The sequence below is a fragment of the Martelella sp. NC20 genome (genome assembly GCF_013459645.1).
Lineage (GTDB): Bacteria > Pseudomonadota > Alphaproteobacteria > Rhizobiales > Rhizobiaceae > Martelella.
The window spans coordinates 571,870-584,268 of sequence record NZ_CP054861.1 but is presented as its reverse complement, the minus strand read 5'-3'; the positions used below and the strand labels follow the sequence as shown (position 1 = coordinate 584,268).

The window sequence follows — 12,399 nt, the reverse complement described above, 5'->3', positions numbered from 1 at the left end:
CTAGTTGTCCGCCAGCATTTGCCGGGCGACGATCACACGCATGATCTCGTTTGTGCCCTCAAGGATTTGATGCACCCTCAGATCACGCACGATTTTCTCGATCCCATAATCCTCGAGATAGCCATAGCCGCCGTGGATTTGCAGCGCCTCGTTGGCCACGCGGAATGCGGTGTCTGTGACAAAGCGTTTGGCCATGGCGCAAAACTTGGTTGCCTGTGGTGATTTGGCATCCAGATAGGACGCGGCCTGATAAAGGAAGGTTCGCGATGCCTGTAGTTCAATCTCCATATCGGCGAGTTTGAACTGGATACTTTGCAATTGGCTCAAGGGCTGCCCGAAAGCCACGCGTTCCCGCACGTAGACGACTGACTTATCCAGCGCAGCCTGCGCACCACCAAGCGAACATGCGGAGATGTTAAGTCGCCCGCCGTCGAGACCCGCCATGGCATATTTGAATCCGTCGCCCTCTTCGCCAAGCAGACAATTGTCGGGGACAAAGCAGTCGTCGAGCTGCACTTCGGTCGTGGGCTGCGCCCGCCACCCCATCTTGTGCTCCAATGCGCCAAAACCCAGCCCATCCGAACCGTTCTCGATCAAATGCGCCGAAATGCCCTTGGGGCCTTCCGCGCCGGTGCGGCACATTACGACATAAAGGTCTGAATAGCTGCCGCCGGAGATGAAGGATTTGGTGCCCGAAACCCTATAGCCGCCAGCCACTGAAACCGCTTTGGTACGCAACGCCGCCGCATCTGAGCCGCTACCGGGCTCGGTCAGGCAATAAGAGGCGACTTTTTCAAAGGCGCAGAGTTGCGGTAGCCATTTCCCGCGCTGCGCATCGGAGCCGAACCGGTCGATCATCCAGGCGCACATATTGTGAATTGAAATGAATGCGGCGACCGACGGACATGCCGCCGACAGCGCTTCGAAAACAAGCACCGCTTCCAGCCGCGACAATCCCGACCCACCATGTTCGGGAGAGACATATATGCCGCCCAGACCGAGCGCACCGACCTGTTCGAGAAATTCACGCGGGATCGTGCCGGCCCTTTCCCATGCGGAAGCATGCGGCGCCAAGTGTTCGGCGGCAAAACCGCGCGCCGTCTCGACAATGGCTCTTTGTTCTTCGGTCAGATCGAAATCCATGGCCTTATGTCCAATCAGTTCATGGTTGGAATGGCGAAATCGGCACCTTCCTTGATGCCAGAGGGCCAGCGCGAGGTGATCGTCTTGGTCCGGGTGTAGAAGCGGAAGGCATCCGGGCCGTGCTGGTTGAGATCGCCGAAGCCCGAACGCTTCCAGCCGCCAAATGTGTAATAGGCCAGCGGCACCGGAATCGGCACGTTGATGCCGACCATTCCCACGTTGATCCGGCTGGAGAAATCACGCGCGGTATCGCCGTCCCGGGTGAATATCGCGACCCCATTGCCATATTCATGGCTCATGGCGAGGTCTAGGCCTTCCTCATAAGTCTTCGCGCGCACAACGGATAATACCGGCCCGAATATTTCCTCCTTGTAGATGCTCATGTCTTTGGTGACATGGTCAAACAAGCAGGCCCCCATGAAGAAGCCGTTCTCATAGCCCTGCATCGAAAAGCCACGACCGTCGACGACAAGCTCAGCGCCTTCCTCGACACCTTTGTCCACATAACCGCGCACACGGTCCAGCGCAGTGACGGTAACAAGCGGCCCGAAATCAGCGTCGTCGCCGGCCGAGTATGGCGCGATTTTGAGGTTCTCGACCCGCGGCGTCAGCTTGGCCAGCAAGCGGTCGGCGGTATCTTCGCCCACCGGTACCGCAACAGCGATCGCCATGCAGCGTTCACCGGCGGCACCGTATCCGGCGCCAATCAGCGCGTCTACAACCTGATTCATATCCGCATCGGGCATGATCAGCATGTGGTTCTTCGCGCCGCCGAAGCACTGCGCCCGCTTTCCGTTGGCGCTGGCGCGCGTGTAGACATATTCGGCGATCGCCGTTGAGCCGACAAAGCCCACTGCCATGATGTCGGGGTGATCGAGAATACCGTCAACCGCAGCTTTGTCGCCGTTGACGACATTGAGAATTCCGGCGGGCAATCCGGCCTCCACCATCAATTCAGCCAGCATGAGCGGCACGGACGGATCGCGCTCGGACGGCTTCAGAATAAATGCATTGCCCGCTGCAATGGCGGGGCAGAACTTCCACATCGGGATCATGGCGGGAAAATTGAAAGGAGTGATACCGGCGACCACGCCGAGCGGCTGGCGCACCGAATGGATGTCGATGCCGGGACCAGCGCCATCGGTGAACTCGCCCTTCAGAAGGTGCGGGGCGCCGATGCAGAACTCCGCCACTTCAAGGCCTCTGATGATATCACCCCTGGCGTCCGGCAGCGTCTTGCCGTGCTCGCGCGACAGTGCTTCGGCAAGCCTGTCCATGTCGCGGTGCAGCAGTTCGACAAACTTCATCATAACACGTGCCCGCTTTTGCGGATTGGTGGCGCCCCAGCCAGGTTGGGCGGCCTTTGCATTTGCAATGGCTGCGTTCAATTCGGCGCCGCTGGCCAAGGCCACTCTCGCCTGCACTTCGCCTGTGGCCGGATCGAATACATCGGACGTCTGCCCGCTCGTTCCCGCCACAGCCTTGCCGCCGATGAAATGGCCTATCTCGCGCATTGATACCCCTCCTGAAAACTCTGAAACCGGAAAGTAATATGATTGATTGCGCAAATCTATGCGCTTGATTGCCCTTCTATTGTGCGGATATGATCATATCCATGAGTTTTGACTGGAATGATTTGCGCTATTTCCTTTCCGTTGCGCGTACCGGGCGGCTGACCGAGGCGGCGCGGCGTATGGGGACCGATCATGCAACGGTCAGCCGCCACGTGACCAATCTGGAAGGCCGGTTGGGTGCGGAGTTGTTCCGCCGTTCGCCACGCGGCTATTCCCTTACCGATGCGGGCGAAAAGTTATTGGTGCGCGCCGAAACAATGGAGAGTTCGGCAGCCAGTATCGAAAACGATATCGCGGGCGAAAAATTCGCCCTGGGCGGCATGGTCCGGATCGGTGCCCCGGAGGGTTTCGGATCGGTTTTTCTTGCGCCGCGCCTGGGTAATCTCACCTTGCTTCATCCCCAGCTGGATTTGCAGATCGTGGCCATGCCCCGCGTCTTCAACCTCACCAAACGTGAGGCGGATATCGCGATCGGCCTGGAACGGCCGGAGAAGGGGCGGCTTTATTCCCGTAAGCTTACAGATTACACGCTGCATCTCTACGCCGGGCGGCGGTATCTTGAACAAAACGGTCCGATCCAACGCCGGCAGGATATCGCCAGCCATCCTCTGATCGGCTACATTCCCGAGCTTATCTTTTCGCCACAACTCGATTATCTCGGCCAGATCGATGACCGGGTGGTTCCGCGGCTTTCGAGCACCAGTCTGTTCGCCCAGCTTCATGCCGTAAAGGCCGGCGCCGGGCTTTGCATCCTTCCCGATTTTATGGCGGCTGAAGATCCGAATATTGTTCCGGTTCTAACGCACGAGATCGAACTCCTGCGCACGTTCTGGATCATTGCTCATCTGGATGCCCGCGAATCCTCGCGCATACAAACAGTGATCAACTTCGTCGCGGAGGAGGTCTCTGCGTGCAGGTCCACATTCCTGCGAAAGCGATTGTTTTGACCGGACGCATTATCAACAGAGGTGATCCCTCTATTGTGAACTCATTTTGCGCCGCCGCTCGCACAAGACGATCAGCCGGATTTTCCGTTTTCAGGGAAAAACCGCTCCGCGAGCGGCAGGCAGGCAGCACCCAGCGTCAGCGGTTTACGAGCGCGCGAACCCTGGTGTACGGCGACCCGCGAGGCTTCGCCGTGATTGACCTCGCCGAGCGTCTCGTGGACGGCCAGCACGAGGCGTTGCAGCGCCTGGTGGTGTAGGGCGCCATCAATGATGACGGTATTGCAGCCAACAATGCTCAAGGCGGCATGGCTGCATAGCCAAGACCGTCAGCCAGCCGCCGCAATTTTCGGGATCATCCAACTCCTTTTCATCGGCGGAGGCGAGCGTATTGAGCGGTGCCATCCCGCCTGCGCCGTCCGGGACCATGATAGTCTAGCGTAGTTTGTCCTTCGATAGTACGCGAAAGACAACGATAGGCAGTGCTTCGTCCGCAGCAGTAAGCGCGGATCGCTTCTACCAACAACAGGTCGGCCAGCCGTGCACTGACGATTTCGCCGCCAATTCTGTCTCTCTGGATCTCGTCGTTCATCAGGTTGAGGATCGTTGCTATTGCTCCCGACCCAGGTGTGGTGCGGGAGACGAGCAGAAAGTCCGGCAGCATGCCGAGCAAGAAGTCTGCATTGTCAGCGGCAAATGTGACCGTTCCTCCGATCCCTATTGTGTCATCGCCGCCGAAGCGCGTCACATCGCAGCCGGAAGCTCCATAAAAGACCTGTCCGTCGATCGGCGTTTGCGTCGGATCGCTGGCCACGACATAGGGGGTGCATCCAATCAGACAGACGTCGCCCGCTTGCAGAAATTGGGGCTCGCGCGACGGCAGCAGCATCCAGCTTGTGCCACGCGGCACCGCAACGAACTTGAGCCGATCCATCGCGGGAAACGCGAGAGCCCAGTCCCCTGCGGCCTCCATGCGGGTGCGCCGCGTCACCCTCGCACCAAGGGCATCGAGAACATTCGATAGTGGGTCGGACACCAGTTTGGACGATCGCGACAACTTCATAGCCTGCAAAGCATAGAGCATCTTCCTAAGCGTGGCCATTTTCGTCCGAAGGACTCGGTAATGGAGATCGGCAATGAGCGTCGAAGGCAAAGTCGTCGCGATTACGGGGGCGAGCAGCGGCATTGGATGCGCCACCGCTAAACTGCTGGCCGAACATGGCGCTTTCGTCGTGTTGGGCGCCCGCAACGAGAAGGCGCTCGCAGCGATCACGGACAAGATCACCGCTGCAGGCGGCAAGGCCGCGTTTCAGAGGACCGATGTCCGCCATCGCCAAGATCTTGAATCGCTTATCGCGTTGGCGGTCGAATGTGGCGGCAAGCCTGATGCCATCATCAACAACGCTGGGATCGGGCCGATCTCACGCTTCGACGTACTGCGTGTCGAGGATTGGGATGCCATGATCGACGTCAATCTTCGTGGCACACTTTATGGGATCGCCGCCGCGCTGCCCGTGTTTACGCGGCAGGGAAGCGGTCACGTGATCAACGTTATCTCGACGGCGGGCCTCAAGATACTACCGATAATGGGCGTCTACGCCGCGACCAAGAATGCAGTCCGTACGGTGACGGAAGCCCTGAGGTAGGAGGCGGGACCGAACCTTCGTGTCACAGAGATTTCACCGGGAATGGTCGCCACCAACTTCGGAGATTCGATTACAGACCAGGCAGTCAAGGAGGCCATCGGGAAGCGCTTAGGAGATATCGCAATCCCTCCCGATGCCGTCACACGGGGCATTCTCTTTGCACTCGAGCAGCCGCCCGAAGTCGATGTTGGCAGCCTAGTCATACGACCGACAGCGCAAGACTGACGTAAAGGCGGCTTGCCAGATACTGGAGATCGAGCCTGGCGAGTTGATGGCCGAGTGTCGGCCAGCGCTTACCCCGACCAGCAAGAGCGGATTGGAAGCAGAGATCTTACTCTATGACACGCTTTCTGGCGGCGCCGGTTTGTCGTGGCCAAGCGTTGCGCTTCGGCGCTCATCGGCTTCGACATGCCGCCCGTCTTGCTGCCAGGCCAGGCGACTCGACGGTTATCGAAATCGATCCGGGCCCGTTCCAGTTTGAGAATCTCCGACATGCGCGCCGCGAATTCGAACTGAAGCCGGATGGCGAGAAGGATGAAGGGATGTTCCAGTCCTTCGGCTTCGGCACGGTCGAGATATTCGTAGAGCTTCCGCAACTCGCCATCGGTGATCAGGCGGGTCTTGCCGCGCTCGGGGTACTTGGGGACATGTCGGCAAGGGTTCGATCCGTCGGGGCGCATGCCTCAGACTTCCGCCATGTTGAACATCTTTCGGATGGCGGCGAGCACCCGGTTCGCGTTGGTGGGACTGTGCCCCATCTTCTTCATGAGATGCGAGATATCGGCTCGCGTCACGTCCGGCACTTTCAGGTGTCCGAGGATCGGAATGATATAGCGCTTGCCGTAGCCACGGTTGGACTTGACGGGCGAAGGCTTGTTCCTGCTTTCGGAATAGTCGGTCATAAACTGGTCGAACAGTTCCTTGACCGTGGGCGCCTGACGGGCGGCAGCCCGTTTGGCGCTGGGATCGACACCGCGCCGGACCTCGGCGAGCCAATCCTGGGCGATCCCGCGTGCCTGCTCGACGGTGATTTCCCCGTACCGGCCAATCGCAGGCTTTCGGCGTTGATCGTTGTGCGCCACATACGCGACCATGAAAATCTTGCGGCCAGCCGGGGTGACCTTAACGAGAAAGCTGGGTATCGTCGTATCCCGGAGTTCGTAGTCGCGCTCCTTCGGGGTCGCTGCGTCGACAGCAGTCTTGGTGAGTTTGATTTTGGGCATTCCTAACCTCCGTTGAGGTCGGATTTCAGGTGCAATATAGGGGCACCATCTTCTCTGCATATCGCCGCCCGCCAATCCGGGACGTCGCTCCGATTGCTCCGGGGTAGCGGCCTTATTCGCCGTTCTTTTCCGCACTCCGCGCATGGCGGCCGCGGTGCCAGCGCGAACGTCGCGGCGCTATCCGTTGGGCGGGGTGAGGGAAGGTGATCTCGATCTTCAGCCCGTCCTCGCCATACTGACGGTCGATCGTGCCCTGCAACTCGCCGATGATGTTGGCGTCGATCAGGCGGGTGCCGAAGCCCTTGCGTTCCGGCGGGGCGACCGGGCCGGCGCCGGTTTCCTCCCATATCAGCTTCAGCTTGCGCTGGGCGCCTGTGCCCTGAAAGCTCCATGACACCTTCAGCCCGGCGCCGTCGCCCGACATGCCGCCATATTTCAGCGCATTGGTGGCAAGCTCGTGGAAGGTGAGGCTGAAGGCCTGGGTGGCCTTCTCGTCGATCTCCGCAGTCGGGCCATAGACCTCGTAATGCGATTCGCCATCGCCGAAGACCTGTTCCAGTTCCTTGTTCAGAAGCTCCTTCAGGTCGGCGCGCTGCCAGCGCGAACGGGTCAGCACGTCCTGCGCCGTCGACATCGCCTGCAGCCGGGCGGAATAGGATTCCACGAACTGCTCCAGGCTTTCGGAGTGATGGGCGGTCTGGCGGGCGATTGCGAGCATGCGGGCGATCGAATTCTTGATCCGGTGCTTCATCTCCTGAAGCATCAACTCGCGTTCCTGCAAAGACTTCTCCGTCACGCGCTGAACCTCGCGGGCCGCGGCCAGCGCCTTGATCTGCCACTGCGCGGCAAGCGCGAGAGCGACCGCCAGAAGCAGCGCGACACAGCCGACGATAAACGGCGTGATATCGAAGGCGGCCTTTTCGAAAGCCGCGCTGGGCGTCATCTCCAGCACCCATGTCCTGCCCGCGATATCGACCTCATCGTGGACCGAAAGCGCGCTTCGCGCCAGTGCGGAATCATAGGTCTCGGACTTGAACAGCAGGGTTTCGGGCGCGTCCTTGTCATAGGCTTCGATGGCGACCGGCAGCGCGGGGGAGGTGTTCATCACCGCCCGGTAGAGGTCGCCGGCGCGAAAAGGGGCGTATATGAAGCCGGAAAGCGGCAGGTTGCCTTCCGCGTCGTTCTCTCCGCGATCCATTTTCAGGGGCAGGTAGAGCAGAAAGCCGGGCTGCTTGTTCTCGGTGATTTCCTGTACCAGCTCCACCGGCCCGCTGGCGCGCGGCGTGTCGGTGGCGAATGCCTTGGCCATGGCGTCGCGGCGCACCGGATCGGAGTACATGTCGTAGCCGATCGCCGCGCGATTGCGCTCATTGTCCGGCTCCAGCATCACGATCGCGGCCCGGAAATCCTGGTCGGTCTCGGGCCAGATCCTGCGGTGCTCGCCATTGGCGCGGCCGATCATGTCTTCGGCGCTGCCTTCATTGCCGGTATAGATCATGCGGGCAAAACCGATGCCCTGAATGCCGTCATAGCGGTCTTCGGTATCGAGACCGCCGACATAGGTCCGGAAGGCGGGGCGATCGATGTTTCCATCGGTTGCCTCGAAGAACGCCTTGGTGGCTTCCAGCAGCGACATGTGCTGGTAGAAACGGTTGACGATCCTGTCGGCGGCATCGCCCGCAACGCTCTCGAATTTCGCGCGGCGCTCCACCTCTGATGCCCGGTAGATCGAAAACGACATGCCGAGGCCGATAATGGCGACCACCAGAAAGACCAGTGCGGGAAGCACACGGCTGATGGTCGAAATATTGCCGTTATCGGGCTTGTCGAACAAATTGAGCATGTCTTTTTCGCCGGTCGACCGGTTATAGCCGGCCAATTTCACTCATTCGCGCCAAGAAAGTGAAACGACTTCGGGTATTCGCGAGATTGTACCGATAGAAGCGCGTGACCGATGAAGCATTTGGTTCATTTTGCTTGTGCGCACCGGCACCAGGTGCCTGTGATCGTACATTCCTGTTTTTCGGAGGCTTGTCAATCATCGGCGGCGGGATGGAACTCCCCTCCGCGGTGGCGCGTTTATCCGGCATAGTCAAAGCTAAGCTGAAAGGAGCAGGCTTATGAATTGGGACCGTATCGAAGGCAACTGGAAACAGTTTACCGGCGAAGTACAGGCCAAATGGGGCAAGCTGACCAATGACGATCTCGACGTCGTCGCCGGCAAGCGCGAAAAGCTCGTCGGCAAGATCCAGGAGCGCTACGGCAAGGAGCGCGATGAAGCAGAACGCGACGTGGACAACTGGATGAACAGCTCCCGCTGATATCGCGGCATCAAGAAACATAAGGGCGGTGACGCGAAGGCGTCGCCGCTCTTTTTTGTTTTGAAAGCGCAGCGAAAAACGCGGGCCGCCCGAAGACGACCCGCCCTTATATGTTGGAGAATTTCTTTCCTATCGGCTGCGCGCGAAGTTCACGATGACCGCGACGGCGAAGAACAGCAGAAACAGGAAGAACAGAATCTGCGCGATACCTGCTGAAGCGCCGGCGATACCGCCAAAACCGAGGGCGGCGGCGATCAGGGCTATCACCAGGAAAACAGCGGCATAGTAAAGCATGGGCATTCTCCTTGTGTTTTGTACAAGGAAAACGCCCGAGTGCCGGGGGAGTTCCAAACCCGACGAAAAAGGACGACCGGAGCCGCCCCTCATGGTTATCGATCGGTTGACGCCTTATGCAGCCTGTTCGTGATGCTCCTGGAAGAACAGCGCCTGGCTGATCAGCGCCTTGACCATGTCGGGGTTGAACGGCTTGGTGACCAGGAAGGTCGGTTCCGGCCGTTCGCCGGTCAAAAGTCGTTCCGGGAATGCGGTAATGAAGATCACCGGCAGCGATTCGGCGGCGAGGATATCGTTGACCGCGTCGATCCCCGAACTGCCGTCTGCAAGCTGGATATCGGCGAGCACCATGCGCGGGCGCGAGGATTTGAAAAGCTCCACCGCTTCCTTGTGGGTGCGCGCGATGCCGGTGACGCGGTGGCCCAGACTTTCCACCATCTGCTCGATATCCATGGCGATCAGCGGTTCGTCCTCGATGATCATGATATCGGTGGCAACCTGCCGGGCGATTTCCGAGGAGGCGTCGTCGACGAGGTCGGAAATCCGGTCGCTCTCGACATCCAGAATTTCGGCCGTTTCCTTATGGCTGAAGTTTTCGAGCGAAATCAGCAGAAAGGCCTGACGGGGCTTGGCCGGCAACGCCATCAGGTTGGCCGCGGCGCGTTTTTCCCAGGAGAAGGGCGATTCGATTTCCCCGATTTCGATTGTCGTGGAACTGAAGAGCTGAGAGAAGAGTTTATAAAGCGAGACTTTATCATCGCCGTCGTCAGGGAAAAGCGAAACATCTTCAATCAGCGTTTCGAGCACGGCGGCAACGTAGGCGTCGCCCGATGTCTGGGAGCCGGTAACGGCACGTGCGTAACGCCTCAGATAGGGTAGATGGGCGGCGATACGGGTTGAAAGCGACATGTCTGGTAGTCTCCTGCCTCGATAGGTCGTTGCGGGTCACTCTTGTAGAGCATCCTCAACAAGCAAGAATGCGGCAGACGAAAAAAAGTTCCCGATTCAGGGAACATTTTATTTGCGGACGCGTTTTCGGCATGAATGGATTGAAGTGCAATGAGGCAAAAACTGGTGAAAAACAATAGCGGCCTTCAGCAAGGCTCGAACATGCCCGGTACGGCCAAGAGCCCCGAGGAGGCGATCAGCAGACGCCTCAAAGCTCTCTACAATGCTGTCGAACAGGAGGAAATTCCGGATCGGTTTCTCGATCTGCTCGAGCGTCTGGACGCGGCCGAGGCCGCATCCACGGCCAAAGCGAAGGGGTAATCGCCGTGACCACAGACGACAAATCGAGTTTCAAGCGGGATATGCTGAAGACCGTGCCAAGCCTGCGCGCCTTTGCGGTGTCGCTTTGCGGCCATCAGGATCTCGCCGACGATCTGGTCCAGGACACGATCATGAAGGCCTGGGCCAAGCAGGACAGCTTTGCCGCGGGCACCAATATCAAGGCCTGGCTGTTCACGATCCTGCGCAATGAGTTCTACAGCCAGATGCGCAAGAGCGGGCGTGAAATCCAGGATACCGACAACGTCTTCACCGAGCGGCTTTCCACCCATCCCGCGCAGTATGGCGCGATGGATCTGAAGGATTTCCGCGAGGCGCTGAACAAATTGCCGAGCGACCAGCGCGAGGCCATCATTCTGGTCGGCGCATCGGGTTTTTCCTACGAGGAGGCGGCCGAAATCTGCCATTGCGCGATCGGCACGATCAAAAGCCGGATCGCCCGCGCCCGCGGAAAGCTGCAGGAATTGCTGGATATTACCGGCGACACCGAGTTCGGCCCCGACGCCAATTCGGCAAGCGTGGTCAGCCGCTCCTTCGTATCGCGCCCGGGCTGATCAAGACAGAAAAAAGTAGTGTTTTCTATTGCCATGGGGCCGGTCTTTGACCGGCCCTTTCGGTTATTTCTCTCGGGCTTATATATAAGCCGCAGCCATGCCCGTTCTGCCGCTCAGAGCGGCTCGCCGGCCAGCAGTTTCGGCAGCTCCCGGGCGGTGCGGCCGGCCGCTTCCTCGATGAAATAACGCTTCAGCCCGGGCATGCGATCGACGACGCCGAGGCCGAAATCGCGGGCCATGCGCAGCGGGCCGATATCGTTGGAAAACAGCCGGTTCAGGATATCGGTGGTCATGCCCATGCGCACCGTGTCGAACCGCCGCCAGCGCTGATAGCGCTCAAGCGTGTCCAGCGCGCCGATATCCAGGCCGTTGCGATCGGCATCGACGATGGTTTCGGCAAGGGCGGCGACATCCTTGAAGCCGAGATTGAGGCCCTGACCCGAAATCGGGTGGATGCCGTGGGCGGCATCGCCCGCAAGCGCCAGCCGCGGCGCGATGAAGGAGCGCGACAGCGTCAGGCCGAGCGGAAAGGCGCGCCTTCCGCCTGCAAGCGTGAGCTTGCCGAGATGATGGCCGAAGCGGCGCTCCAGTTCGGCCTCGAATACCATGTCGTCGCTTTCGACGAGGCGCTTGGCATCATCCGTGCGCTCGGTCCACACCAGCGAGGACCGGTTGCCGGTGAGCGGCAGGATGGCGAACGGTCCGGCGGGCAGGAAATGCTCTTCCGCCCGCCCGTTATGCGGGCGTTCATGGGCGACGGTGGTGACGATGCCGGACTGGCCGTAATCGAACTTGACCGTCCTGATCCCGGCCATGTCGCGTAGCCGCGAGCGCGCGCCATCGCAGGCAACCACCAGCCGGGTCGTAATCTCCTCGCCGCCGGCAAGCGTGATTTTCGCGTGGCCGCCCTCCGCGGAAAAGTCGGTCACGGCGGCATCGTGGCGGATCTTGATGCCGAGTGTGGCTGCCGCCTTGCGCAGCGCCCGCACCATGGCGACATTCGGGATCATGTAGGCAAAGGGCGCGTCGCTCTCGCCGCGTTCGCCGAAGGTGAGGAACACCGGCTTGACCGGTTCGCCGGTCTGCGAATCGGTGACGATCATATCGTTGATCGGCTGGGCGTGCTCCTTGATGTCGTCCCACAATTCCAGCGTTTTCAGCATGTTGATCGCAGCGGCGATAATCGCCGAGGCCCGCTCGTCCTTTTCCCACACATGGTCCGGGGCCGCCTCCATCAGCTCGATCTCAAGGTGGGGCGCCGCTTTCTTGATCGCGACCGCGACCGAGAGCCCGACATAGCCGCCGCCAACGATGACGATATCCTTCATATCCCGATCCTTCCTGCGTCTCGCCACATCTCGCTCCGTCTCAGCAAAGCTGTTATAGGCCATTGCGTTACTCATGGGATATATA

14 protein-coding genes and 1 pseudogene are annotated in these 12,399 nt (G+C 59.8%); 5 read left to right on the top strand and 10 right to left on the bottom strand.

The annotated features are described in order from the left end of the window. Window positions 1–1,143, bottom strand: a complete 1,143-nt coding sequence (locus HQ843_RS02850; RefSeq protein WP_180899919.1) for an acyl-CoA dehydrogenase family protein — start codon at window positions 1,141–1,143, stop codon at window positions 1–3. Between the two features lie 14 nt (window positions 1,144–1,157). Then, entirely contained in the window at window positions 1,158–2,657 is a 1,500-nt protein-coding gene (locus tag HQ843_RS02845; protein ID WP_180899920.1) for a CoA-acylating methylmalonate-semialdehyde dehydrogenase, read from the bottom strand. 101 nt (window positions 2,658–2,758) lie between these two features. Here HQ843_RS02845 and HQ843_RS02840 point away from each other — a divergent pair, with 101 nt between their 5' ends. Beyond that, on the top strand, window positions 2,759–3,664 hold the full coding sequence (locus tag HQ843_RS02840) for a LysR family transcriptional regulator (RefSeq protein WP_246710257.1): 906 nt from the start codon (window positions 2,759–2,761) through the stop codon (window positions 3,662–3,664). Between the two features lie 71 nt (window positions 3,665–3,735). On the opposite strand, the gene HQ843_RS02835 is transcribed toward HQ843_RS02840, so the two are convergent. Together HQ843_RS02835 and HQ843_RS02830 are read right to left on the bottom strand one after the other, a co-directional pair. Continuing rightward, on the bottom strand, window positions 3,736–3,963 hold the full coding sequence (locus tag HQ843_RS02835; RefSeq protein ID WP_180899922.1) for a hypothetical protein: 228 nt from the start codon (window positions 3,961–3,963) through the stop codon (window positions 3,736–3,738). Between the two features lie 68 nt (window positions 3,964–4,031). Next, the gene (locus tag HQ843_RS02830) at window positions 4,032–4,847 is read right to left on the bottom strand and encodes a cupin domain-containing protein (protein ID WP_246710256.1); all 816 of its coding nucleotides are present in this window, start codon (window positions 4,845–4,847) and stop codon (window positions 4,032–4,034) included. On the opposite strand from HQ843_RS02830, the pseudogene HQ843_RS02825 reads away from it, so the two are divergent. Beyond that, a pseudogene (locus tag HQ843_RS02825) lies at window positions 4,798–5,532 on the top strand (SDR family oxidoreductase). The gene HQ843_RS02830 and the pseudogene HQ843_RS02825 overlap by 50 nt on opposite strands. Before the next feature lie 68 nt (window positions 5,533–5,600). Here HQ843_RS02825 and HQ843_RS30185 read toward each other — a convergent pair. The 3 genes from HQ843_RS30185 to HQ843_RS02815 form a co-directional block, all read right to left on the bottom strand. After that, a complete protein-coding gene (locus HQ843_RS30185) occupies window positions 5,601–5,987 on the bottom strand; it encodes a hypothetical protein (protein ID WP_457769307.1) in 387 nt (128 codons plus the stop codon). 3 nt (window positions 5,988–5,990) lie between these two features. Further along, on the bottom strand, window positions 5,991–6,530 hold the full coding sequence (locus HQ843_RS30180) for an integrase arm-type DNA-binding domain-containing protein (RefSeq protein WP_457769306.1): 540 nt from the start codon (window positions 6,528–6,530) through the stop codon (window positions 5,991–5,993). Window positions 6,531–6,642: 112 nt separating this feature from the next. After that, on the bottom strand, window positions 6,643–8,373 hold the full coding sequence (locus tag HQ843_RS02815) for a CHASE domain-containing protein (RefSeq protein ID WP_180899923.1): 1,731 nt from the start codon (window positions 8,371–8,373) through the stop codon (window positions 6,643–6,645). Between the two features lie 277 nt (window positions 8,374–8,650). Here HQ843_RS02815 and HQ843_RS02810 point away from each other — a divergent pair, with 277 nt between their 5' ends. Beyond that, a complete protein-coding gene (locus tag HQ843_RS02810) occupies window positions 8,651–8,851 on the top strand; it encodes a CsbD family protein (protein ID WP_180899924.1) in 201 nt (66 codons plus the stop codon). A 129-nt stretch (window positions 8,852–8,980) separates the two neighbouring features. Here the strand turns inward: HQ843_RS02810 and HQ843_RS02805 are convergent, their stop codons facing one another. Together HQ843_RS02805 and HQ843_RS02800 are read right to left on the bottom strand one after the other, a co-directional pair. Further along, a complete protein-coding gene (locus tag HQ843_RS02805; RefSeq protein ID WP_180899925.1) occupies window positions 8,981–9,145 on the bottom strand; it encodes a DUF1328 domain-containing protein in 165 nt (54 codons plus the stop codon). Window positions 9,146–9,259: 114 nt separating this feature from the next. After that, window positions 9,260–10,054 (bottom strand): response regulator, encoded by a 795-nt coding sequence (locus tag HQ843_RS02800; protein ID WP_180899926.1) that lies wholly within the window; start codon window positions 10,052–10,054, stop codon window positions 9,260–9,262. A 165-nt stretch (window positions 10,055–10,219) separates the two neighbouring features. Between HQ843_RS02800 and HQ843_RS29930 the strand changes: the two genes are divergently transcribed. Beyond that, entirely contained in the window at window positions 10,220–10,414 is a 195-nt protein-coding gene (locus tag HQ843_RS29930; RefSeq protein WP_371822084.1) for a NepR family anti-sigma factor, read from the top strand. A 5-nt stretch (window positions 10,415–10,419) separates the two neighbouring features. Continuing rightward, window positions 10,420–10,986 (top strand): RNA polymerase sigma factor, encoded by a 567-nt coding sequence (locus tag HQ843_RS02790; protein WP_180899928.1) that lies wholly within the window; start codon window positions 10,420–10,422, stop codon window positions 10,984–10,986. Window positions 10,987–11,099: 113 nt separating this feature from the next. Here HQ843_RS02790 and HQ843_RS02785 read toward each other — a convergent pair whose 3' ends face one another. Continuing rightward, a complete protein-coding gene (locus tag HQ843_RS02785; protein WP_180899929.1) occupies window positions 11,100–12,314 on the bottom strand; it encodes a ubiquinone biosynthesis hydroxylase in 1,215 nt (404 codons plus the stop codon). Window positions 12,315–12,399 lie beyond the last annotated feature (85 nt).

Excerpts from the sequence above, each read along its gene's own strand:
- HQ843_RS02850 (WP_180899919.1), bottom strand. The coding sequence starts at position 1,143 with ATGGATTTCGATCTGACCGAAGAACAAAGAGCCATTGTCGAGACGGCG.
- HQ843_RS02845 (WP_180899920.1), bottom strand. The coding sequence starts at position 2,657 with ATGCGCGAGATAGGCCATTTCATCGGCGGCAAGGCTGTGGCGGGAACG.
- HQ843_RS02840 (WP_246710257.1), top strand. The coding sequence starts at position 2,759 with ATGAGTTTTGACTGGAATGATTTGCGCTATTTCCTTTCCGTTGCGCGT.
- HQ843_RS02830 (WP_246710256.1), bottom strand. The coding sequence starts at position 4,847 with ATGCCGCTGCTCGCCCCCGTAATCGCGACGACTTTGCCTTCGACGCTC.
- HQ843_RS30185 (WP_457769307.1), bottom strand. The coding sequence starts at position 5,987 with ATGCGCCCCGACGGATCGAACCCTTGCCGACATGTCCCCAAGTACCCC.
- HQ843_RS30180 (WP_457769306.1), bottom strand. The coding sequence starts at position 6,530 with ATGCCCAAAATCAAACTCACCAAGACTGCTGTCGACGCAGCGACCCCG.
- HQ843_RS02815 (WP_180899923.1), bottom strand. The coding sequence starts at position 8,373 with ATGCTCAATTTGTTCGACAAGCCCGATAACGGCAATATTTCGACCATC.
- HQ843_RS02810 (WP_180899924.1), top strand. The coding sequence starts at position 8,651 with ATGAATTGGGACCGTATCGAAGGCAACTGGAAACAGTTTACCGGCGAA.
- HQ843_RS02805 (WP_180899925.1), bottom strand. The coding sequence starts at position 9,145 with ATGCTTTACTATGCCGCTGTTTTCCTGGTGATAGCCCTGATCGCCGCC.
- HQ843_RS02800 (WP_180899926.1), bottom strand. The coding sequence starts at position 10,054 with ATGTCGCTTTCAACCCGTATCGCCGCCCATCTACCCTATCTGAGGCGT.
- HQ843_RS02785 (WP_180899929.1), bottom strand. The coding sequence starts at position 12,314 with ATGAAGGATATCGTCATCGTTGGCGGCGGCTATGTCGGGCTCTCGGTC.